Genomic DNA, 21,921 nt, shown 5'->3' with positions numbered 1-21,921 from the left:
CTTACTGTGTCGGGCTGGTTTTTAATCATCGCGGCTGAAGGCCGCTCCCACAGCTATCCGGTTAAACCGGATTACACCCGCTGCTCTGCATCACCCGCCGTGCGGTCAGCCTGACCGCTGTTAAACGGCAACGCAGCCTGCAATGTGGGATAAAACCCCAGCACATTATCCTGTGGCTTAAGCCCGGCCCGTGCGAGTGTTTTCAGCGGCTGAAACTGCAGGTCGGCAATACGTACTTCGGTATTGTGTTTGGCGCAGGCTGTTAAAAATTTCAGCAAGGCGGCCAGACCGCCGGCATCAATAACAGGTACGGCATCCATATACAGAATCACAGCTTTTTTATCGCGGCTGTGGGTCGCCAGTTCAGAGAAAATCCGGTCAGCGGCGGCAAAAAACAGCGGCCCGTTTATTTTATAAACTGCCCAGCCTGCAGGCAGAGGTTCGCTGATTAATTTGCTGTTGTCGCTGATATCGCTGACTTTGGTCATCTCAGAAATATCGCGCATAAATAACAGCGAGGCGAGCACGATACCAACGCCAATGGCTATCACCATATCGAACAGTACCGTCAGGCTCAGGCAGGTGGCCAGCACCATAATGTCGCCTTTGGGCGCGGTGCGGAAAAAGTGCACGACTTTATCGGCCTCGCTGATATTCCACGCCACCAGTAATAACAGCGCGGCCATCGAGGCCATGGGCAAATGCGCCAGTACCGGCGCCAGTACCAGCAAACCGGCCATCACCACCAGAGCATGAATCATGGCTGCGATGGGCGTTTGCGCACCGGCGCGGAAATTGGCGGCCGAGCGGGCAATGGCGGCGGTGGCGGTAATACCACCAAAAAATGGCACCACAATATTGCCGATGCCCTGACCTAATAATTCGCTGTTAGCGCTGTGGCGGGTGTTGGTCATACCGTCGAGCACCACGGCGCAGAGCAGGGATTCAATGGCGCCGAGCATGGCTATGGAAAAGGCGGCGGGCAGTAATAATTGCAACAGCGACCAGGACAAACCAATCGGCTGGCCGTCGGCACCGGGCTGCTCCCAGGGCCAGAAAAATTCCGGCAATATCGGTGGAATACCGGCACCAACCGAACCATCCGGTAATAAATAACTGAAACGGCTACCGATAGTGTCGACTTCGTGGCCCTGTAAACCCAGCAGCCAGGCGGTTAATACACCAACCAGCAGTGCCGGAATATGCGGCGGCAGGCTGCTGATTTTTTTCCACAGCAACAGCGTGGCAAAAGTTGTAAGGCCGACGGTCAGGCTGGCACTATCAAATCCGGGTAATGCTTGCGCAAGTGTATGTACTTTTTCGACATAGGTTTCCGGGTATTGAATCGTCAGCCCGAAAAAATCTTTTAATTGCAGGGTGGCAATTACGATGGCGATGCCGGAGGTAAAACCCAGCGTTACCGACTCGGGAATATATTCGATAAAACGTCCGAGGCGGGCAAAGGCCATGGCGATCAGAATCAGGCCGGATAGCAGGGTGGCAATCAGCAGACCGCCGAGGCCGAATTTTTCCGCAATGGGGTAAAGAATAACCACAAAGGCGGCGGTCGGGCCGGAAATACTGAAGCGTGAACCACCGGTCAGGGCAATAATAAAACCGGCAATCATGGCTGTGTATAAACCGTATTGTGGTGCTACCCCACTGGCGATCGCCAGTGCCATCGACAGCGGAATGGCGATAATACCAACGGTGATACCGGCAATAATATCTTTGCCAAAACGTTGTGCGGTGTAGGGTGATTCTTTCAGGGATTCGCGCAGGGCGTTGGCGATGCGCAGGGAAAATAAATGAGCGCGGTGCGGCATTCAGGGACTCCCGGCAGGAGATAAGAGGGCGGCACTATAACACAAAATGTGGGGTTTTTGTTGGGCGCAGGGTTGGGAAAAGGGGCAGGATGTAGTGGTCTAATCAATCCGGACACCCGCTTAGGTGATAAAATCACAACCCAAGAGGTGTCCAATGAAAAAACAACGTCGTATTTTTACTGCAGAGTTCAAGCAAGAAGCTGCCAGCATGGTGCTCGATCAGCAGCGCGCTGTTTCCGAGGTTTGTCAGGCGCTGGATATTGGCGATACCACTCTGCGACGCTGGATTGATCAGTTACAGGAAGAACGCGGCGGTGCTACGCCAAAGGGCAAAGCCCTCACGCCTGAACAGCAGAAAATTCAGGCACTTGAAGCCCGAATTAAAGAGCTGGAGGAAGACAAGGTCATTCTAAAAAAGGCTACGGCTCTCTTAATGTCAGACGCGATCAAGCCTACCCGCTGATCAACCAATTGAGAGAGCGGTATCCGGTTAAAAAGCTGTGCTCACTATTTGAGATTCACCGCTCTTGTTACTACGCCTATCGCAACAGAGTAAGCCGTATCAATAGCCAGCGGGTACGCCTTAAAGCTCACGTGGCTGAGGTCTTTAAAATCAGCCGTGGTTCACTTGGAAGCCGGGGAATTCGCGACAAGCTGAACGAAAATGGCAACCAGGTGAGTCGCTATCTGGTCGCCCGATTAATGAAAGAGCAGCGCTTAGTCAGCAAACAGCCCGGAGCACATAAATATAAACCAGCAACGGCAGAGCATCTGTCGATTCCTAATCGTCTGAACCGTAGGTTTACCGTGACAGCACCCAATCGGGTCTGGTGTGGCGACATCACTTTTATACGAGCCGGTGGACGCTGGATTTATCTGGCCGTTGTACTGGATCTGTACGCCCGCAAAGTGGTGGGCTGGGCGATCTCTGATAAAGCGCAGACAGGGCTGGTCACTAAGGCTTTGGATGATGCGTATCAGCGACGGGGAAAACCATCCGGCGTGATGTTTCATTCCGATCAGGGCGCTCAATATACAAGCCTGAAGTATCGGCAACAGCTGTGGCGTTACAGGATGCAGCAGAGTATGAGCCGTCGCGGAAACTGCTGGGATAATGCGCCGATGGAGCGTTTATTCCGAAGTCTGAAAACCGAGTGGATACCGGATAAGGGGTATCGTTCGGTGATGGAAGCAAAAATGGATGTGGGCCGGTATCTGATGCATTACTACAACGGCTACAGACCACACAGTGCTAACAATGGGCTGAGCCCATCGGCAGCCGAAGAATTACTTAAGACCGTGTCCGGAATTAGTTGACCACTACAGGACAATAGTTGGGATAATAAGGGGGGCGGTATTAAGGCTGTGTGATCAGGGCCTCTGCCGGCAGTTTTTGCGGTTGCGTAATGCGTACGCGCTTGTGGCGGTTCAGCTCGCCACTGATAATGCTGACCGCGCTTTTGCTGACGCCAAACTGTTTGGCGAGAAATTTAATCAGCTCGCTGTTGGCTTTGCCTTCGACCGGTGGTGCCTGAATCCGGACTTTCAGGGCATCGCCGTGTAAGCCGCAGAATTCGCTTTTAGAGGCTTTGGGCTGCAGATGACAGACGAGGAGTAAATCCCCGTCTGTCCATTGATAGTGCTGGCTCAAAATCCGACATACATCGGAATAAAGTTCGGAACATTCAGCATGATGGCCAGTGGGCCAACAATCAGCGCCTGTATGACCAGTAAGCTCAGCATAACGACCATGGGGGATAAATCGAGGCCACCCAGGTCCGGCATCATTTTACGCACAGGGCGAACCACGGGTTCGAGAATCTGGTTGATCAGAATCAGTGCAGGGTTATAAGAACCCGGTGCAATCCAGGAGGCGATAACGGTAATCAGCATGCCCCAGAAATAAATATTCATGCACAGAACGAACAGCCCCAAAGGCGCCCAGATCAGCAGATAATTGAGAGGGATGCCATAGCCTTTCAGCATGGTGATCAGACCATAAACAATCACCTGAACGACATAGGCCAGCACCAGAGAGGCGATATCCAATCCGCCGAAGCCCGGAATAATACGGCGTAACGGAATTAATACCGGATTGGTGGCTTTAACCAGAAACTGCGAAATCGGATTATAAAAATCGGCGCGCACCAGCTGCAGCAGAAAGCGCAGCATAATAATCAGCAGCGCAAGACCGCCAAGGGTATGAACTAACAGCAGGCCGACCTGAGAAAACGGTGACATGGTAACTCCGTGAATATTTAATGGCTGGCGAACGGTTATGGCCGCCAGCCTTTAACATATAGGCGCTCCGGCGCCTTTTCCAGTCCTGACAATGGTCTTATTTGTCAGGAAACCTCAGCACACCCTGGTACGGCGAGTCAGTCTTTACCCAGCTGCTCGCTCAGTTCGGCGGCCCGGTCGCTGGCGGCTTTTAACGCAGCATCGACAATCTCGCGCATATGGGCGGCTTCAAAAGTGGCAATAGCGCGCTCGGTAGTACCACCCGGAGAGGTCACTCGGCGGCGCAGTTCGGCCGGGCCGACATCGGATTGCAGCGCCATCTGACCAGCACCCAGTGCGGTTTGCAGCGTCAGTTTGGTGGCCGTCTGTTCGCTCAGACCAAGCTTTTTACCGGCTTCGATCATGGCTTCCATCAGCAGGAAATAATACGCCGGACCACTGCCGGAAACGGCGGTGACGGCATCGATTTCGGCTTCGGTTTTCACCCATACGGTCAGGCCAACAGCGCGCAGCAGGGAGTCAGCCTGATTGCGCTGATCAAGGCTGACGTCTTTGCTGCCGAGCAGACCGGTTGCGCCCAGTCCCAGCAGAGATGGTGTATTGGGCATACAGCGGACGATGGCGCGGCAGCTGCTCCAGCGTGCCAGGCTGTCCATATTGATACCGGCGGCAATGGAAATCAGCAGTGGCTGACGTTTGCTCAGCGTGGCCTGCAGCGGTTCCAGAACCTCTTTCATCATCTGCGGCTTGACTGCCATGATCACCACATCGGCCTTGGCGATGGCTTCGAGATTATCGGCGTGGGTGACGACGCCGAATTCTTTTTCCAGCTTGCTGCGCTGTTCGGCGCCGGGGTCGGAAACATGAATCAGGCTGGCTTTGGTTTCGCCTTGTTTGATCAGGCCGCCAATAATGCTGGAGGCCATGTTACCGCCACCGATAAATGCGATTTGAGTCATGCTGGTTCCTTCTTTTGTATAAAGTCGCAGCGCCCGGTGTGAGCGGGAGCTGCATTAATTCTGGTCGATTATGAGCAGTTTGCCGCTTCTTCCGGCATTCCGGTATCAGTTGTTGGCAGGATAGTCGCGGGCGCCAAAAATATCGGTGCCGATGCGGATTTCGCTGCTGCCGCAGGCGATGGCCAGCTCAAGGTCGCCGGACATTCCCATTGAGAGGGTGTCCATTGCCGGAAATTCTGCTGCCAGTTGCTGATACAGTGCCTGCATAGCCTCAAGCTGGGTGCGCAGGCGTTCTTCATTATCGGTCGCTTCCGGAATACACATCAGGCCGCGCAGACACAGATTGGGCAGTTCGCTGACCAGAGTGCAGAGGGCGTGCGCTTGCGCGGGCAGTACTCCGGCTTTTTGCTCTTCGGCAGAAATATTCACCTGCACCAGTACATTCAGTGCAGGAAGAGTGGCCGGCCGTTGTTCGCTCAGACGGCGGGCAATTTTGTCACGGTCAACGGTTTCCACCCACTGGAAGTGTTCGGCGACCGGCCGCGTCTTGTTGGACTGTAGCGGGCCGATAAAATGCCATTCAATATCGGTCAGATGGCTGAGGGCGGTGATTTTGTCCATGCCGTCCTGCAGGTAGTTTTCACCAAAGCTGCGCTGACCGAGGGCATAGACGGCCTCGACCATAGCTGCAGGCTTGGTTTTGCTGACTGCCAGCAGGCGTACACTCTGAGCAGGGCGGTTATTCTGTGAACAGGCCAGTTGCAGGCGCTGCAGCACATTCTGGTAATTCAGTTCAAGAGTAGACATTTCAGGGGCTTGGTTTATCTTTTTGACCTGCAACCCATTCCGGGTTGGTGAATCCTGATAATATAGAAGCTTGTCGGCTGGCGCACCCTTCGCCGGGCCTGCCAGTAAAAAATATAACGAGGAGTGGCTATGGATATTACTGAACTGCTTGCCTTCAGTGCCAAACAAGGCGCGTCGGATCTGCATTTATCGGCTGGCTTGCCGCCAATGATCCGGGTTGACGGCGATGTACGCCGCATCAACCTGCCAGCACTGGGGCATAAAGAAGTACATAGCCTGGTGTATGACATCATGAACGACAAGCAGCGTAAGGATTTCGAAGAATTCCTCGAGACTGACTTCTCGTTCGAAGTACCGGGTGTGGCGCGTTTCCGTGTAAACGCCTTTAACCATAACCGCGGTGCCGGTGCGGTATTCCGTACCATTCCTTCCAAAGTGCTGACCATGGACCAGCTGGGCATGGGTCAGGTGTTTAAAGATCTGGCGAAAGTACCGCGCGGTATTGTACTGGTTACCGGCCCCACCGGTTCCGGTAAATCGACCACGCTGGCAGCGATGATCGACTATATCAATGAAAGCAAATACGACCACATCCTGACCGTGGAAGACCCGATCGAATTCGTACACGAATCGAAAAAATCGCTGGTTAACCAGCGTGAAGTTCACCGTGACACCTTGGGCTTTAACGAAGCACTGCGCTCGGCACTGCGTGAAGACCCGGACGTGATTCTGGTGGGTGAGATGCGTGACCTTGAAACCATCCGTCTGGCGCTGACCGCGGCAGAAACCGGTCACATTGTATTCGGCACCCTGCACACCAGCTCGGCGGCCAAAACCATCGACCGTATCGTCGACGTATTCCCGGCGGAAGAAAAATCGATGGTGCGCTCCATGCTGTCAGAATCTTTGCAGGGGGTTATTTCCCAGACGCTGCTGAAGAAAAACGGTGGCGGCCGGGTAGCGGCTCACGAAATCATGGTGGGTACACCGGCGATCCGTAACCTGATCCGTGAAGATAAAATTGCGCAGATGTATTCGGCCATTCAGACCGGTTCGGCCTACGGTATGCAAACCATGGATCAGTGTTTGCAGAATCTGCTCAGCAAGGGCCTGATCAGCCGTGAAGTGGCACGTGAAAAAGCCAAAATCCCGGATAATTTCTGAGGTAACTGAACATGGCGATGGATAAGTTTTTACGCCTGATGGTGGAAAAAGGTGCCTCGGATCTGTTTATTACAGCCGGGGTTCCGCCTTCCATGAAGGTGAATGGAAAAATTATGCCGTTAAGCAAAAATCCACTCAGCGCAGAGCAAACGCGCGAAGTGGTGTTGGGCTTAATGAACAGCAAGCAACAGGACGAGTTTGAGGAGAAAAAGGAACTCAACTTCGCCATTAATGCCAGCGGTATCGGACGTTTCCGTGCCAGTGCTTTTTATCAGCGTAACGTTTCCGGTATGGTGCTGCGCCGTATTGAAACCCGTATTCCGAGTGTCGATCAGCTCGGCCTGCCGGATATTATTAAAGAAATATCCATGGCCAAGCGAGGCCTGATTCTGTTTGTCGGTGCCACCGGTGCCGGTAAATCGACTTCGCTGGCGTCGATGATTGGTCACCGTAATAAAAACAGTAAGGGCCATATTCTCAGCATCGAAGACCCGATCGAATTTATTCACCAGCACGATGGCTGCATTATTACCCAGCGTGAAGTGGGCCTGGATACCGAGAGTTTTGATACCGCCCTGAAAAACTGTCTGCGTCAGGCGCCGGATGTGATCATGATTGGTGAGGTGCGGTCTGCCGAAACCATGGAACACGCCATCACCTTCGCCGAAACCGGTCACCTGTGTCTGGCGACCCTGCACGCTAACAACGCTAACCAGGCGCTGGAACGTGTGATTCACTTTTTCCCGCCGGATCGTCATAACCAGGTGTGGATGGATTTATCCCTTAACCTGCGCGCTATTGTGGCCCAGCAGTTAATTGCCACGCCGGATGGCCGTTCACGCCGCGCGGTGGTGGAAGTGCTGCTGAATACACCACTGGCTTCGGATCTGATCCGTAAAGGTGAAGTGCACGAGCTGAAGCCATTAATGGCCAAGTCCAACGAAGCCGGTATGCAGACTTACGATCAGGCGCTGTATGCACTCTACGAGCAGGGTGAAATCACCTATGAAGACGCCATTGCTCACGCCGACTCGCCAAACGACCTGCGCCTGATGATTAAACTCGGCTCCGAAGCCGATGCTGATCATCTGGATGGTGCGACCCGCAACCTGCGTCTGCAGGACTGACGCAAACCACAGAACCATGACCGGTCATGCAGCATAATTGCTGATGACCGGTTGTTCTGACTGTCCGTTTTTCTCCTGTATGGTCCGCGCCCACAGCGACTGTGGGCTATCCTTTTTGTGGTTACGCGTCTGCAGCGTGTAATCTTTATCCTGTACTGGCGGCTGTCTGTAAGCGCTGTCAGTCTGATCAGCCAAACTGAGGTTGTGTGAGCGGGCCTTCATGACGCACAACCCTGAGGACCCTATGACCCTGCTGAAAAAGAACATCTGGTTGCTTTTCACTGTCCTGCTGATATCGGGTGTGGTGTTACTGGTCAGTCTTTCTGTTACCCGCTGGCGGGGGCTGGTGGAGCACTATGGATATAATCAATACGCGCTCACCCAGCACTGGTATGGCAGTTTCTCCGCCATACTTGAGCAGCAGGAAGGTATTATCACATTGCTGGGAGAGGATCTGCTGTTGCGCCAGCGGAAAAACGGGCAGCTTGTTCAGCCCGAGCTGAACAGCATCATGGCGCTGAACCCTGAGGTTTTTGCCGGTTTTGCACTGATCAGCCCTGCGGGTGAAGTGCTGGCATTAACGTCCAATCTGGAAAGCCCCGACCTGCCCAATCTGTTGCAGTTACCACAGACGCGGGATTCGTTCCTGTATGCCATGAAGACCGACAAAATGGTGTTGGGCCGTACTTATTTTGGTCCCCGGCTGGTGATTCCGGCGCGTAAAGCGATTTACGACGATCAGGGGCAGGTGCTGGGCGTGATGACCGGGGCGCTCAATCTGAGCAAAACCGGTGGCTTCTTTGGCCGCAGTCAGGTACTGGGACCCTTTCACAGCATTACTGTGCTGCGTACCCGCGACCAATATATTCAGTACGCCGGCAATGGCCCGATGCTGGACGATTTTTATAAACAGCCATTAAGTGATGAAGCGTATCAGGGGCTGATGGATACACTGGCTACGGCTGCCGGCAGTCTGGAAGCGGCAACAACGGCTGCTGATGGTGTGCACTATATCCGTGATACGACGGATGGCCGGGGGACTGTACGTGGTATTGCAATCTACAGCCCGCGCTATGAATTCTGGCTGATATCTGAAATAGAAGAGTCCTATTTACTGAAGCAGTTCCTGCATGTGTTTGCCGGTTATCTGATGATTATGCTGGCGTTTCAGACCGGCATGTATGTGCTGTTCCGCTTTATTGACCGCACCCAAAAAGAACAACGTTCCCTGCTTGAATTTCAGGCCCGTCATGATCCGCTGACACAGTTGCCGAACCGCAACTATCTGCTTTCTGAGTTTTCCCGCTGGCAGCAGAATAAAGACAGATTCTCTTTATTATTTGTTGATCTTGATAATTTCAAAGGCATTAACGACAGCTTCGGTCATTCAATGGGCGACAGAATATTAGTGACTCTGGCGGAAAGATTCCGCGCTCTGATCTCGCCGGATGATCTGCTTGTGCGCCATGGTGGCGATGAATTTGTACTGCTTCTCTGCGGCGAATCGCTGGAGAATGAAGAGAACGTTATTACGCAGAAACTTTACCTCGCCTGCGAAGACATAGAAGTGCAGGGGATGACGTTTTCACCGGGCGCCAGTGTTGGTATTGCCCGCTTTCCTGAACATGGGCGTAATCTTGAAGAGCTGTTGAGGTCATCAGACATTGCAATGTATGAGGCTAAAAAAAGCCGCAACCGGGTTTGCATGTTCCAGCCTGAACTTGAAGGTGATTACCTGTACCGCATGCAGATTGAACATTTATTGAGAGGCGCCTGCCGCCGTGGCGAAATCTGTATGAACTATCAGCCCCAGGTTGATGCCAGTGGAGGCTTATGGGGAGTGGAAGCACTGGTTCGCTGGCACAGCCCGGAGCTTGGCTTTGTGCCGCCGGATAAGTTTATTCCTGTTGCAGAACAGGCGGGAATGATCAACGAGTTAGGGCATTTTATTATCGATGAATCACTACGCCAGATCGCAGAAATTCAGCAACAAACCGGGCAGAGTTTCAGTTTATCAATCAATGTCTCTGTACTTCAGCTGGCAGAAGCCGAATTCAGCCGGATTCTCCTTGAGAAAATCAGTCAAAACGGTCTCGGTAATGTTCATATCGCACTGGAGATTACTGAGAACCTGCTGATAGAAGATATCGACCGGGTGTGTTCAATCCTGACGGTAATGAATGACGCCGGTGTGCGGATATCGCTGGATGACTTTGGTACCGGCTATTCATCCTTAAGCATTCTGCGTTACCTGCCGCTGGATGAAATTAAAATCGATAAAAGCTTTGTTGACCACGTGATTGACGATGAAACAGCGATGCGCATGGTTAAAAATATTATTGCTATCGGCCGTAATTACGACGTCACAATTCTTGCTGAAGGCGTTGAAACCCGGCAGCAGTTTGACTGTCTGGTTGAAAGTGGCTGCGATTTCTTTCAGGGGTATTTATTTTCCAGGCCGCTGAGTGCTGAGCACCTGTTGCAGTACATCCGGAAAACGGCTGAACGTCAGTAAACTGCTATTACCATTCTGGACGGATTTCTTCCGTCCTCATTTTCAGCACTGCCTTCTGCGCTGCAATAAGCTTTCCCCGGCGCTGAAATAAATCGCTGACAAAGCGGCCAATGGTCGTCTTTGTCCGGGCTGGCCTGTCACTTGCTGCATCTCTGCAATTAAATTCGCAGAGAGTGTTATGAAAGCACGTAAGTTACGCATCCATGCCCCGGCCATTGCTTACTTCGATAAAGTCCGCCGCTGCGGTTCATTCCGCGAGGCGGCGCGCAGTCTTAATGTGGCGTCGTCGGCGGTCAACCGCCAGATCCTTAAGCTGGAAGAAGAGCTGGGCGCGCCGCTGTTTGAGCGTCTGCCTTCCGGCCTGCGCCTGACTCCCGCCGGTGAAGTGTTTACCCGCCATGTGATTGCGGTGATGCAGGATACCGAGCGCGTCAGCTCGGAGCTGGATGCCTTACAGGGATTGCGCAGTGGTCATGTCGAAATCGCCACGGTGGAAGGGGTCACGGTGGATCTGCTGCCCGCGGTGATTGAGCGTATGCGCGCGCTCTATCCCAATGTTTCCGTGGGTGTTTCCAGTCTGGGTTCGACCGCGATTGCGGCGCAGATCAGCAGCGGTAATGCCGATCTGGGGCTGGCGTTTGCCCTGCAGCGTGACAACGATCTGCACCAGTTAGTGCGTGGTCACTTTCATCTGGGGGCAATTATGTTGCCCGATCATCCGCTGGCGCAGCACCGGCGCCTGAGTTTTGCCTCCTGTGCTGCGCACCCGCTGATTCTGGCAAAAGAAGAATTATCCATCGCACATCTGTTGCGTCCGGCGATGAACCACAGCCCGCAATGGGGACGGGCTGTGGTTGAAACCAGCTCGGTAGAGCTGGCAAAAAAACTGGCGTTGCGCGGTGTCGGTATCGCCTTTCAGACCCGTATTGGTATTGAGGATGAGCTGCGCCGCGGACAGTTGGTGCATGTACCGCTGGTGCATAACCAGCCGGTGCTGAGCGACCTGGGTTTGTATACCCGCAGCCAGCGTTCATTACCGGTAGCGGTGGATGCTTTTGCGCGCATGCTGGTGGATGAAATTGCCCGGCGCGAACAACAGGAGCAAGAGCAGGAACAGGCACAGAGCAACGGCCATACGCTTATTTTATAAGGCGTGCCGCTGCCAAAACGGCATCAGGGCGAGCGAAATTCTGTTCTTTGGTGTACGCCACGGCTGACAAATACTGGCGACAGTTTCCACAGTCCGCCCTGATGGCGGTTATCCGGAGAATGTATGTCAGCCAATTCGCACAGCCGTCGTCAGCATGCCGGGGATGTTCTTACTTCGCGTCCGGTTCAGGCAGGTACTCTCGCCCTTATCGACGTTGCACCATTACGCAGTAACGATCCTCAGGCACGCGCTGCGGTTGGGGCACAGATTCGGGCTGCCTGTGTGGATAACGGTTTTTTTGTTATCTGCAACCATGGCATCAGTGAGCACTTACAACAGCAGTTATTTACTCAGGCCGCCGATTTATTCGCCCTGCCTGACGCCGAAAAGCGCCTGCTGGATAAATCGCTGTCGGCCGCTAACCGTGGTTATGAAGCGCTGGGCAATCAGCAATTACAGCCAGGCAGTCTGCCTGATCTGAAAGAGGGTTATTACATGGGACGTGATCTGGCTGCGGATCATCCTCAGGTACTGGCCGGAAAATTCAATCACGGTCCGAATGTCTGGCCCACACAGTTGCCGCAGTTCCGGCCGTTAATGGAAAGCTATTTACAGCAGATAACCGAACTGGCGGAACTGCTGATGCGTGGCCTGGCATTGTCGTTAAATCTGCCGGAAAACCATTTTGATGATTTTTGCTACGAGCCTCTGACCACGCTGCGCCTGCTGCATTATCCGCCGCAACCGGTCGATGCCGCGGCCAATCAGCGCGGTGCTGGTGCGCACACCGATTTCGGCGGCCTGACGCTGTTACTGCAGGATGCCGTCGGCGGCTTACAGGTCTGGAGCGAAACGGATCAATGCTGGCTGGATATCGCGCCGCAGGCCGGTACTTACATCATCAATATTGGCGATATGTTCGCGCGCTGGACCAACGACCTGTACCGCTCAACCCTGCACCGGGTGATCAACCGCTCCGGGCGCGAACGTTATTCCATTCCTTTCTTTTACAGCGGTAACGCCGACCACCGGGTGGAATGTCTGCCGGGCTGCTGTGACAGCGGTGAAACTCCGCGCTATGCCGCCATCACCGTTGAACAGCACTACCGCGAAATGTATCGCCGTACTTATTCGGCACAGCCGCCTGCGTCATCGCCGTCTGAACGGCAGGCAACGACGGAGGTGCATTGATGAAGCCATCTCTGAATGTATTGCTGATTCACGGTGCCTGGGCCGGCAGCTGGGTTTGGGATGAATTACAGCCCCGGCTGCAGGCGCTGGGTTACGCCACCTGTGCGGTTGATTTGCCCGGTAACGGCCAGGATCAGACACCGCTGGAGCAGGTAAGCCTGGATCTGTATTTACAGTATTTGCAGGCCCGTATTGCCAGTGCCCGTAGTACGACCAGCAGCGATGCTCCCTGGGTGGTGATTGCCCACTCCGGCGCCGGGGTGATCGCCACTGCACTGGCAGAGGCCATGCCCGAGCGTATCGCCGGGTTGGTGTACATCGCTGGGATGATGCTGCCCTCAGGGATGGGTTTTGCCGAATTAATCCGCCGTTTGCAACACCAGCATCCGCAGGTGGCGGGTATCGGCCCTTATTTATTGTGGAATACCGAACGCACACAGAGCCGGGTACCGCCGATTGCTGCGCGTGAAATCTTTTTTCAGGACATGAACGACGAAAGCGCCATGGCGGCTGCTGTGCGTTTAAGCGCACAGCCTGAAGGCGGCCGGGCGCTGGTGGCCGAATGGAGTGCAGAACGCGCCGGACAGATTCCGCGTTTGTATATCGAAGCCACGCTTGATCGTTCGGTGGTGCTGCCGTTGCAGCGGGCGATGCAGGAATTAGTGCCCGGTGCCCATATTGAGTCACTTATTAGTGGGCATGCACCACAAGTAAGCATGCCGGACGCCGTGATATCTGCCCTTGAGCCATTTTTGCACGGCCTTGCCCCGGAGCTGGGCGCTTTTCCGCTCAAGATGTGCGGCCACGAAAAATAAATCCGCACGCGGGTACGGTTATTGCTGACAGAGAATAAAACCTGTCCGGTTGATCAGAAAATTCTGCACCGGATAAACGACTTAAAAATCAGGAGAAGACCATGTTAAAGAAACTGACCAAACCTTTATTGCAGGTTACCGCACTGGCGGCTGCTCTGGGCTGCTCGGCCATGACACTGGCGGCGGATAAAGTAACCTTCCAGCTCGACTGGTTACCCGGTGGTGATAAAGCACCGGTTTATGTTGGTATTCAGCAGGGTTTTTTTGCTGCCGAAGATCTTGAGGTAAAAATCGCCAGCGGCCGTGGCTCAACCGATGCCGTGACCAAAATGGCAACAGGCCAGTCGGATGTGGGTACCGCCGATATTGGTGCCTTAATGGCAGCCAAAGCACGCGATGGTGTACCAGTATCGGCGGTGCTGTCGTATTTCTCCCAGGCTCCCCATGCTTTTTTCACCCTTGAAGGCAGTTCGATTAAAAGTCTTAAAGATGTTGCCGGTAAAAAAATCGCAACCTCACCCTTTACCTCCTCCAATGCATTTTTACCGCTGGTATTAAAAGAAAACGGTATGGCGCCCGACAGTGTGACGCTGGTGAAATCGGACCCGGGTGCGTTAAGCCCGATGCTGATGACCGGTAATATCGAAGGCATTATCGCCTGGGTAACCAACGTTGCCTTATTTGAAAAACAAGCCGCAGAAGCCGGAAAAACGCTGCGTGTCATTCCATGGACAGAAGGTGGTCTGGATTTATACAGCTCTTCACTGCTGGCCGCCGATAAATTCCTCAGCGAACGCCCGGACGTTGCCAAACGTTTTGTTAAAGCGTTTGCCAAAGCGGTGCAGTTTACCTACGCCAACCCGGATAAAGCCGGTGCCGATATTCACGCCATGGTACCCGAGGTGGATGCTGCGGTTGCCAGTGCACAAATCCGCAGCATTAACGGCCTGGTATATAACGAAGTAACCAGCAATGACGGTTTTGGTGCCTTAACGCCAGAGCGTATGGCGTTAACCTGGAAGTGGGTTTCGCAGGCCAACGATATTGCCGCCGATGCTATGAATCCGGAAATCGCTGTTAACCGTGATTTTATGCCGGAGCAGAAGTGATATGAGTAAAGCGTCAGAACGTGCTTTTGTGCGCATGGAACAGGTTGGGCATTGTTATGATCCGGCCGCTGGCAATATGGCGGTACAGCAGATTGATCTAGAGATTCACCGCCATGAATTTGTAGCGGTGGTCGGGCCATCCGGCTGCGGTAAATCCACGTTGCTACGTATGGTGGCGGGGCTGCTGATTCCAAGTGCAGGTAAGGTCAGCGTTTTTGATCGTCAGGTGACTGAGCCGCGTGATGATGTCGGCATCGTTTTTCAGAAGCCGACGTTATTACCCTGGCTGACCGTGCGCGACAATGTGCTGTTCCCGCTGAAGCATAAATACGGGCTGGTAACGGCTGCCGATAAAAACCGCGCCGAAGAATTACTGGCGATGGCTGGTTTATCACAGTTTTCGGTACGCATGCCGGATGAATTATCCGGTGGTATGCAGCAGCGTGTCGGTATTGTCCGCGCGCTGTTATTAAACCCGGATATTTTATTAATGGACGAGCCGTTTTCTGCGCTCGATGCCATGACCCGTGAACAGATTGGCTTTGATTTGCTGAATATCTGGACGGAACATCCCAAGACCGTTCTCTTTATTACTCACTCAATTTCTGAAGCCGTATTACTGGCAGACCGTGTGCTGGTGATGAGTCAGCGGCCGGGAACTGTGCTGGATTTAATTGATATTGATATTCCAAGACCGCGCAGCGCTACCACCATTAATACTCCGCGCTTTGCTGAGCTGACTGCGCGTATCAGAAAACATATTTATGAGCCGGAAGCCCATGCTTAAATCAACATCATTACCTGTGCGTCAGTGGCTACTAAAGTATGCCTCGGCGTTGTTTTTTATCTCATTTGTATTGTTGTGGGAAGCAGTCTGCCGCTTTGGCAAAGTACCTGTGTATATCCTGCCGTCGCCGGTTTCGATTGTGAATGCTTTTTTTGATGTGGAATTCAGCCGCTGGCTGGAGCATCTGTGGGCAACACTGCGGGTAGCCCTGATGGGGTTTGTTCTGTCGATCTGTATCAGTATTCCGTTAGCCATTGCCATGGTGCGTTCTGAGGTTTTATCGCGCACCATTTACCCGGCTTTGGTCGTCATTCAGTCTACGCCGGTGGTCGCGGTCGCACCGCTGATTATTGTACTGATGGGCACCGGTGATATGTCGCGGGTGTTGATAACCTGTCTGATTACCTTCTTCCCGCTGGTGGTTTCGGCGGCGACCGGTATGCTGGAAACGCCGGAAGAACTGATTGAGCTGAGTAAATCATTACGGGCTCCGCGTTACCGTGAGACCTGGCAGATCCGTATTCCTTATGCCATCCCGCATATTTTCAGCGGCCTGAAAGTGTCCATCACGCTGGCCATTATCGGTGCTGTGGTGGCGGAGTTTGTCGCTGCTGAAAAAGGCCTTGGCTACTTTATTCAGTTCTCAACATCCTTCTTTAAAATTCCGCAGGCATTTGCCGGATTAATATTCCTTGCAGTGGTCAGTCTGGTGTTATTCAAAAGTGTGCAATGGGCACAGCAGTGGCTGTATCCGTGGAGCATTCCTAAGAACAAACACTGACTTAAAAGTAAGGTGAACCACGTTATGCAACTGAGTGAACAGGATCAGAAGTTTATGCGCCGCAGCTTTGAGCTGGCGGCGCAGGCGCGCGAACAGGGTATTCACCCCTTTGCCGCGCTGCTGGTCGACGATAAAGGCAACATTCTGCTGGAGCAGGTGAATGGCTATTTGCCAAAACTGGATATGACCGGCCATGCTGAGCGGGTATTAATGACCCGTGCCAGTCAGGAATATCGCCCGGATTTTCTTGCCAAATGCACCATGTATGTGTCGGCAGAGCCCTGCGCGATGTGTGCCGGAGCCGCTTACTGGGCAGGTCTTGGACGGGTGGTGTACAGCCTAAGCGAGCAAAGGCTGAAACAGATTACCGGTAACCATCCGGAAAATCCGACCCTCGATTTACCTTGCCGGGTGGTGTTTGAATCAGGCCAGCGTAAAGTTGAAGTGATCGGCCCGGTAATGGAAGACGAGGGCGCAGCACTGCATAAAGATTTTTGGTAAAGCGATATTGTATGAAAAGTTGCTGTGTCATGCCCGAACGGGTACATGACACAGCCTTCATAGCTTTGTTTTAATGGCTAAGTCTTAATAGCTCAGCCAATAAAACGCGCAACAATATCGCGTATTTTACGGGCTTTATCTTTGGCGAAAATACTGAGGAAAGAACGGCCATTATTCTGCTCTGCGAGCATTTCCACCAGAGCGGCACGGTTCTCGGTATGCAGGAAGGCGGCACAGGACTTCAGCAGGCCGTCATTGGCCAGCGCCAGTACATAATGCTGGCAGGCTTCGAACTGCTGGTTTTTAACGCAGTACAGCAGGATATGTTCAGGGCGGATATCCAGACGCAGTAACCACAGCAATAAAAAGGCCGCGGCCTGTTCTTCGTAGTCGTCTTCATCGGCCTCCAGCATGTCGCTGAAGGTCATCTTGCCCTGCTTAACCTGATCGCTCAGATAGCCCTGAACAATGGTGTCGCGTACCAGTTTAAAACCACGGTAATTGTTATTAAAAAACAGCCGTGCCAGACGGTCGCGTTGTGCTTCATCCAGCAGCCAGATAAAGCTGTCGACCCCGGTCATGGTGTATTCCGGGGCCTCAAGCTCCAGACCTTCACCCAGCAGATAATGTTCTGCCAGAGTGGCGGTTTGTTCATAACCGGCATTGCCGTCGAGATAATTCAGAACCTGCTGATACAGTTGCTGCAGGCAGGCTTCGCTGTCTAACAGTTCATTGGAGCGGGCTAAAATCTGAGCACGGTCAATATTGCCTTTAAATAACAATACATTGCCCCGGCAATGGTTCAGTTCCGCACTTTGCAGTTCGGGGCCGGCAAATATTTCGTAGTCGTCACCCATATCTTCAACCAGCCAGACGCCGAGCCAGGTCATATCACCGGGAACAAAATCTTCCCGCGTGTGATAGTTCGCCGCGATACGTAACGGTTTTTTGCTCAGCACTTTGCTGTCGCAATCCAGTTGGGACGAACCACTCTCGCTGGCCAGAATGCTGTGCCAGTGTTTCAGGCTGAGGCGCAGATTACGCTCCAGTGTGCGGCGGAAGTTTTGTTGCAGCTCGTTATTACTGCTGTAACTGAAGCGCGGATGGCGCAGTTCCAGCAGCCGATAAAACTGAATTTTATCGGCCTCGTTGATATAACGCAGTCCGTGTTGCAGCTCCTGCGCCAGCTTGCGGCTGCGGCTGCCGAACATCGAGGTGTCGGTATCATCAATGGCGGCATACTGATCGAGCCAGCTAACGTATTTTTCGGTGTGGTAAGCCGGCTGACACTGGCTGAGCTGGAAGGCCATTAAATAACCCTGATTAATTCCGGCCTTTTCCAGTGCTTCGTAATGATTGATTTCCTGCAATACATCTTCAAATTCCACATCGTAGCTGTCATCAGAAAATGCCTGCATCACCAGCCGGGTGACCCGTACAGGGGCCAGTGTGATCATCAGTTTCCAGATGCGCTTGGCTGGTACGCTGCAGGGCAGAGGCAGGCACTGTAGCCAGAAGCAGATTAACAGTATGCGCTGGTAATCATCGTCGTGGTCGTTGAGAAAGTAATAACCATTCTGGAGTTCGCTGAACTGATTAAACGACAATGAGCTGCGGCGGGTACAATCGTCACGCTGGGCATAGCGGTTGATCAGGTCGATCATCTGTTGCTGATTTAATACCGGTTGCTGCGCGCAGAAGTAATCGCGGAAAAGCTGTACCTGCTCAGTATTCATACCCCGGCCTTCCGCGCAGTAACGGCCGCCTTCAATATGAAAGCGTTTCAGTGGCAGGTTTGCGGCTTTTAACCATAAATTACCCTGCTGCAGGTATTCAGCCAGAACCGGAGTCTGGTCATCGGAAAAATTCTGCTGCCAGTCGTTGTGCAGAATAAAGGCCATCAGAGCAAAATGGCCGATCTCCAGATCGCTTTGTGCTGCATCGTCTGCCCAATGGGCAGGGTTGGCCAGAGTACGCTCCGAGCTGATAAGCTGTTGTGCGCGCTGCAGCAGTGCCTTGCCCAGCCGCTCATCCATATCGCAGAATTCGTCCAGCAGGCTGTGCAGCACTTTTTGTTGCAGCGCTTTTTCCTGATCTTCGGCCGGAATACGGCTGAAACGGCGGAAATATTCGGCAGTGGTTAACAGTTCATCGTCGTCGACCAGAAGCTCGCGCATACTATCGGGAAATTCATCCTGCCCCAGTACGCGGTAAAAAATATCCAGCAGACGCAGGTATTGCTGAGTGCGCTGTTCTTCACTGTCGGAGGTTAATACCTCGGCAAAGTCTTCGGCGTCTTCATCATCGCTTTGTAATTCGCGGCGTACGCTGTACAGAACGGAAAACAGGTCATCGCAGATGTCTTTGTTGCTGTCGCCAAAGATCAGCTCATCCTGTAAATCACGGTAAAATTCCGGCGCTGCTTTTTTGGCCAGTGGTGCAAGTTCGGTGACGGGCAATTGCTGCAGCGCATCCTGCTGGCTGCCATCATAAACGTAGTGCCACAGTGCTTCGCCCTGAGGCAGAGCGAGTATCAGCGGTTTAACCCTGCGCAGGCCATCACCCCTGGCATCCTCCCGCTCCATGGATTCCTGTGAACGCAGATCACTGGCGGAATAACAGAATAACGGCGTGCTGCTGTGTGCCTGAATTCTGTTCTGAAGATCCAGTGCTTCGTCTTCAAGGCTGGCATGAATAAAATGCTGCTGGGCAAATTCTGCGCAATCTTCATCATCAAAACGGTCACCATCCATCGGCAACAGCGTCAGATAAAAATCCAGCACCGGGTTGTGTGTTTCTTCATCATGTATCGATTCCATCATTTTAGGCGTGTCGAGCAGGCGCTCCTGCAGCGCCTGTTTAAACCACAGATATTCCTGCGGGTTGGCACGCAGATATTCTCCCAGTGGCTGATAGTGGGTGTCGCTGCCCCACTCCTGGCCAAACATCTGATAGCGGAACCGGTCGTTATCGCACCAGATATAGGCACTGATAACCTCGCGGCACCAGCCATAGCGATGCACAATATCGGCAAGAAATTGATGGTACTCGCCGGCGTGCTCGTCATCCCAGTAAGGGATAAAAAACTGGGCCAATAACGGCAGATTATTCAGATCGCTGCGCGCCAGTAAATACAGGGCTTCGGCGCCGAATACGTCCATATCATCGCGCCACATATCGTTCGTATCGTTATTGTCACGGGCATAGGCAACGATACTGCGGGCACAGCGTATAACCTGCTCTTGCAGTTGTGGAAACTGCAGCGCTAAGGCAAAGAATATGGGCTCAGAAATATAGACCGGATCATCTTCCGCGATTGCCTCATGGGAAGATTCGCTGTAACCATCCGGCGTCAGCCTCAGGGCGTCTCTGACATAAGTGCGCAGTGTTTCGTCACTGATATCACTCAGTTGCAGGCGACGCTGGCCATTATTCTCAAGCGCAACAAATTCGATATTAAAAACCTGCTTCCTGAAGGCACTGCCATCTTCCAGATGCTGCTGATACTGCAACAGCGCAGCAGCAAGCGACTCACTGTCGTGTGGATTAAAAGCAATAAGAGTAGATTTATCGAACTGATGCATGCGGTTCCCTGTAGTGGCAGCAGTGTCACAAGACACAGGCTGATTCTGTGCTGACTGCGCCTTCTGGTTGTAATGATAGCTTTCTCAAAAGAGCGGGAATGATAGCAGAGGATGGCACACCCAGGGCGTGTGAAGATGATAAAAAAAGTAACGGCAGGTAAGGGGGCGGATAGCTGGGGAATGAACGCCGTCGTGACGGCAGTCGTCGTGCTGCCGTAAAAGATTATCTCTGTCTTTAGCTAGAGGCCTGAGCAGCGCTCTGCTCAGGTCCTTACTTCAGGCTGTATTCTTCTGCCGCTGACAGAGGATAAGTATCCCCACTGCGGTGGATATTGCGCCCAGATAAGTCAGAGTCATGGATATATAACTTTTGATCAGCATAAATTCGGCCAGAGCTTCGGCCTCCATAAAAGCTCCGGCCAGAGAAATCATAAGATCCAGCGGTAAGAAAGCAAATATAATGACGCCGAAGCTAAGAAGGTAAGCCGCGCCCCCGCCCAACTGTTTATGAATTTGTATCGTCGCCGCTACAGCAAGGGCCAGCGGTGCAAACAGGATAAACAGAGCTATCAGTGTAGCGATGGTATTGGTTGTGCTGGTGAAAAAAGTAAGACCTTCTGACATAAATAAAAGTACCTGCTGATAATGATTTCCCAGTCTTATTTAAATGACCACTGAAAGATCGGGAATATTTTGAATGGCTGTATAACCGCCTAAGATAGAAATGGAAGAGGATGACATCTGCTATATCTGCATTATTTCAATGATTAGCTGGCATTTCCCAGTTTAAAATCCAGATTTTGTTTCACCCCCGGCCATTCATGCCTGGTAATACTGAAGATAACGGAATCTCTGATCCGGCCGTCAGGCATGACCATATGGCTGCGGAGAATGCCTTCCTGCTTTGCTCCCAAGCGAAGAATGGCATTGCGCGATGCGTGGTTAAGATAGTCTGTTATAAACTCTACCCGATGCAAATGCATAGTCTCGAATGCATGGTTTAGCATCAGTCGTTTTGCTTCGGTGTTAATGCTTGTCTTCTGATACGACTTGGCTATAAATGTAAATCCGATCTCAACCCGTTGATGGGCAAGATTCGCTCTCATAAAGCGGGTTGAACCTACAACCCGCCCGGAAGCCTTATCAATGGTTGCGAATGCCATTCCCTCACCATTGGCATATTCCAATATGGAGTTCTCAATGAATTCGTCAATGCCTTCGATATTGGGTATTCGTGTGACAAAAAGCTTCCAAAGTTCACCGTCAGAAATAGCCTCAATCAATTCATCACGATGAGATGGTAACAGAGGCTCAAGTAAAACATGATTGCCTTCAAGTGTTACTTTGTCGAATTTCATGGATAG

General features: G+C 52.6%; 19 protein-coding genes. 11 read left to right on the top strand and 8 right to left on the bottom strand.

What is annotated here, in order from left to right:
• Positions 1–71: 71 nt before the first annotated feature.
• A complete protein-coding gene (dauA, locus tag HUF19_RS16990) occupies positions 72–1,826 on the bottom strand; it encodes a C4-dicarboxylic acid transporter DauA (RefSeq protein ID WP_260997701.1) in 1,755 nt (584 codons plus the stop codon).
• Positions 1,827–1,980: 154 nt separating this feature from the next.
• Between dauA and HUF19_RS16985 the strand changes: the two genes are divergently transcribed.
• Positions 1,981–3,143 (top strand): IS3 family transposase gene (locus tag HUF19_RS16985; protein ID WP_260996778.1). Its coding sequence is split into 2 segments (ribosomal slippage): positions 1,981–2,236 and positions 2,236–3,143, totalling 1,164 coding nucleotides; the frame shifts between segments, so codons are not numbered across the junction.
• A 40-nt stretch (positions 3,144–3,183) separates the two neighbouring features.
• Here HUF19_RS16985 and HUF19_RS16980 read toward each other — a convergent pair.
• The 4 genes from HUF19_RS16980 to HUF19_RS16965 all read right to left on the bottom strand — a co-directional run bounded on the left by HUF19_RS16980 (position 3,184) and on the right by HUF19_RS16965 (position 5,833).
• Positions 3,184–3,477, bottom strand: coding sequence for a DUF167 family protein (locus tag HUF19_RS16980; RefSeq protein ID WP_260997700.1), 294 nt, complete (start codon positions 3,475–3,477; stop codon positions 3,184–3,186).
• A complete protein-coding gene (locus HUF19_RS16975) occupies positions 3,474–4,067 on the bottom strand; it encodes a YggT family protein (protein WP_260997699.1) in 594 nt (197 codons plus the stop codon). The genes HUF19_RS16980 and HUF19_RS16975 overlap by 4 nt, the downstream gene beginning before the upstream one ends.
• A 137-nt stretch (positions 4,068–4,204) precedes the next feature.
• On the bottom strand, positions 4,205–5,026 hold the full coding sequence (gene proC, locus HUF19_RS16970; RefSeq protein WP_260997698.1) for a pyrroline-5-carboxylate reductase: 822 nt from the start codon (positions 5,024–5,026) through the stop codon (positions 4,205–4,207).
• A gap of 105 nt (positions 5,027–5,131) precedes the next feature.
• The gene (locus tag HUF19_RS16965; RefSeq protein WP_260997697.1) at positions 5,132–5,833 is read right to left on the bottom strand and encodes a YggS family pyridoxal phosphate-dependent enzyme; all 702 of its coding nucleotides are present in this window, start codon (positions 5,831–5,833) and stop codon (positions 5,132–5,134) included.
• A 129-nt stretch (positions 5,834–5,962) separates the two neighbouring features.
• Here HUF19_RS16965 and HUF19_RS16960 point away from each other — a divergent pair, with 129 nt between their 5' ends.
• From HUF19_RS16960 to HUF19_RS16915, 10 genes are all read left to right on the top strand, one after another.
• Positions 5,963–6,997, top strand: coding sequence for a type IV pilus twitching motility protein PilT (locus tag HUF19_RS16960; RefSeq protein WP_260997696.1), 1,035 nt, complete (start codon positions 5,963–5,965; stop codon positions 6,995–6,997).
• Positions 6,998–7,008: 11 nt separating this feature from the next.
• The gene (locus HUF19_RS16955) at positions 7,009–8,124 is read left to right on the top strand and encodes a PilT/PilU family type 4a pilus ATPase (protein ID WP_145467872.1); all 1,116 of its coding nucleotides are present in this window, start codon (positions 7,009–7,011) and stop codon (positions 8,122–8,124) included.
• A 220-nt stretch (positions 8,125–8,344) separates the two neighbouring features.
• Complete coding sequence (locus HUF19_RS16950) at positions 8,345–10,639, top strand: bifunctional diguanylate cyclase/phosphodiesterase (protein WP_260997695.1); 2,295 nt, start codon at positions 8,345–8,347, stop codon at positions 10,637–10,639.
• A gap of 178 nt (positions 10,640–10,817) precedes the next feature.
• Complete coding sequence (locus tag HUF19_RS16945; RefSeq protein ID WP_260997694.1) at positions 10,818–11,789, top strand: LysR family transcriptional regulator; 972 nt, start codon at positions 10,818–10,820, stop codon at positions 11,787–11,789.
• 123 nt (positions 11,790–11,912) lie between these two features.
• Complete coding sequence (locus HUF19_RS16940; protein WP_260997693.1) at positions 11,913–12,980, top strand: isopenicillin N synthase family dioxygenase; 1,068 nt, start codon at positions 11,913–11,915, stop codon at positions 12,978–12,980.
• Positions 12,980–13,795: an alpha/beta fold hydrolase gene (locus HUF19_RS16935; RefSeq protein ID WP_260997692.1), complete on the top strand. Its 816-nt coding sequence runs from the start codon at positions 12,980–12,982 to the stop codon at positions 13,793–13,795. The genes HUF19_RS16940 and HUF19_RS16935 overlap by 1 nt, the downstream gene beginning before the upstream one ends.
• A gap of 101 nt (positions 13,796–13,896) precedes the next feature.
• Positions 13,897–14,904, top strand: a complete 1,008-nt coding sequence (locus tag HUF19_RS16930) for an ABC transporter substrate-binding protein (RefSeq protein WP_260997691.1) — start codon at positions 13,897–13,899, stop codon at positions 14,902–14,904.
• A 1-nt stretch (position 14,905) separates the two neighbouring features.
• Positions 14,906–15,691, top strand: coding sequence for an ABC transporter ATP-binding protein (locus tag HUF19_RS16925; RefSeq protein ID WP_260997690.1), 786 nt, complete (start codon positions 14,906–14,908; stop codon positions 15,689–15,691).
• A complete protein-coding gene (locus HUF19_RS16920) occupies positions 15,684–16,472 on the top strand; it encodes an ABC transporter permease (protein WP_260997689.1) in 789 nt (262 codons plus the stop codon). Before HUF19_RS16925 ends, HUF19_RS16920 begins: the two co-directional genes overlap by 8 nt.
• Positions 16,473–16,496: 24 nt before the next feature.
• Positions 16,497–16,973 carry a nucleoside deaminase gene (locus HUF19_RS16915; protein WP_260997688.1) on the top strand — a complete coding sequence of 159 codons (477 nt, stop codon included), beginning with the start codon at positions 16,497–16,499 and terminating at the stop codon, positions 16,971–16,973.
• A 92-nt stretch (positions 16,974–17,065) separates the two neighbouring features.
• Here the strand turns inward: HUF19_RS16915 and HUF19_RS16910 are convergent, their stop codons facing one another.
• The 3 genes from HUF19_RS16910 to HUF19_RS16900 all read right to left on the bottom strand — a co-directional run bounded on the left by HUF19_RS16910 (position 17,066) and on the right by HUF19_RS16900 (position 21,915).
• Complete coding sequence (locus HUF19_RS16910; RefSeq protein ID WP_260997687.1) at positions 17,066–20,557, bottom strand: hypothetical protein; 3,492 nt, start codon at positions 20,555–20,557, stop codon at positions 17,066–17,068.
• A 276-nt stretch (positions 20,558–20,833) separates the two neighbouring features.
• A complete protein-coding gene (locus HUF19_RS16905; protein WP_260997686.1) occupies positions 20,834–21,181 on the bottom strand; it encodes a hypothetical protein in 348 nt (115 codons plus the stop codon).
• A gap of 143 nt (positions 21,182–21,324) precedes the next feature.
• Positions 21,325–21,915, bottom strand: a complete 591-nt coding sequence (locus HUF19_RS16900) for a GNAT family N-acetyltransferase (protein ID WP_260997685.1) — start codon at positions 21,913–21,915, stop codon at positions 21,325–21,327.
• Positions 21,916–21,921 lie beyond the last annotated feature (6 nt).

The organism is Thalassolituus hydrocarboniclasticus (genome assembly GCF_025345565.1).
Taxonomy (GTDB): Bacteria; Pseudomonadota; Gammaproteobacteria; order Pseudomonadales; family Oceanobacteraceae; genus Venatoribacter; species Venatoribacter hydrocarboniclasticus.
This window is presented reverse-complemented; position numbering and strand designations above follow the sequence as displayed.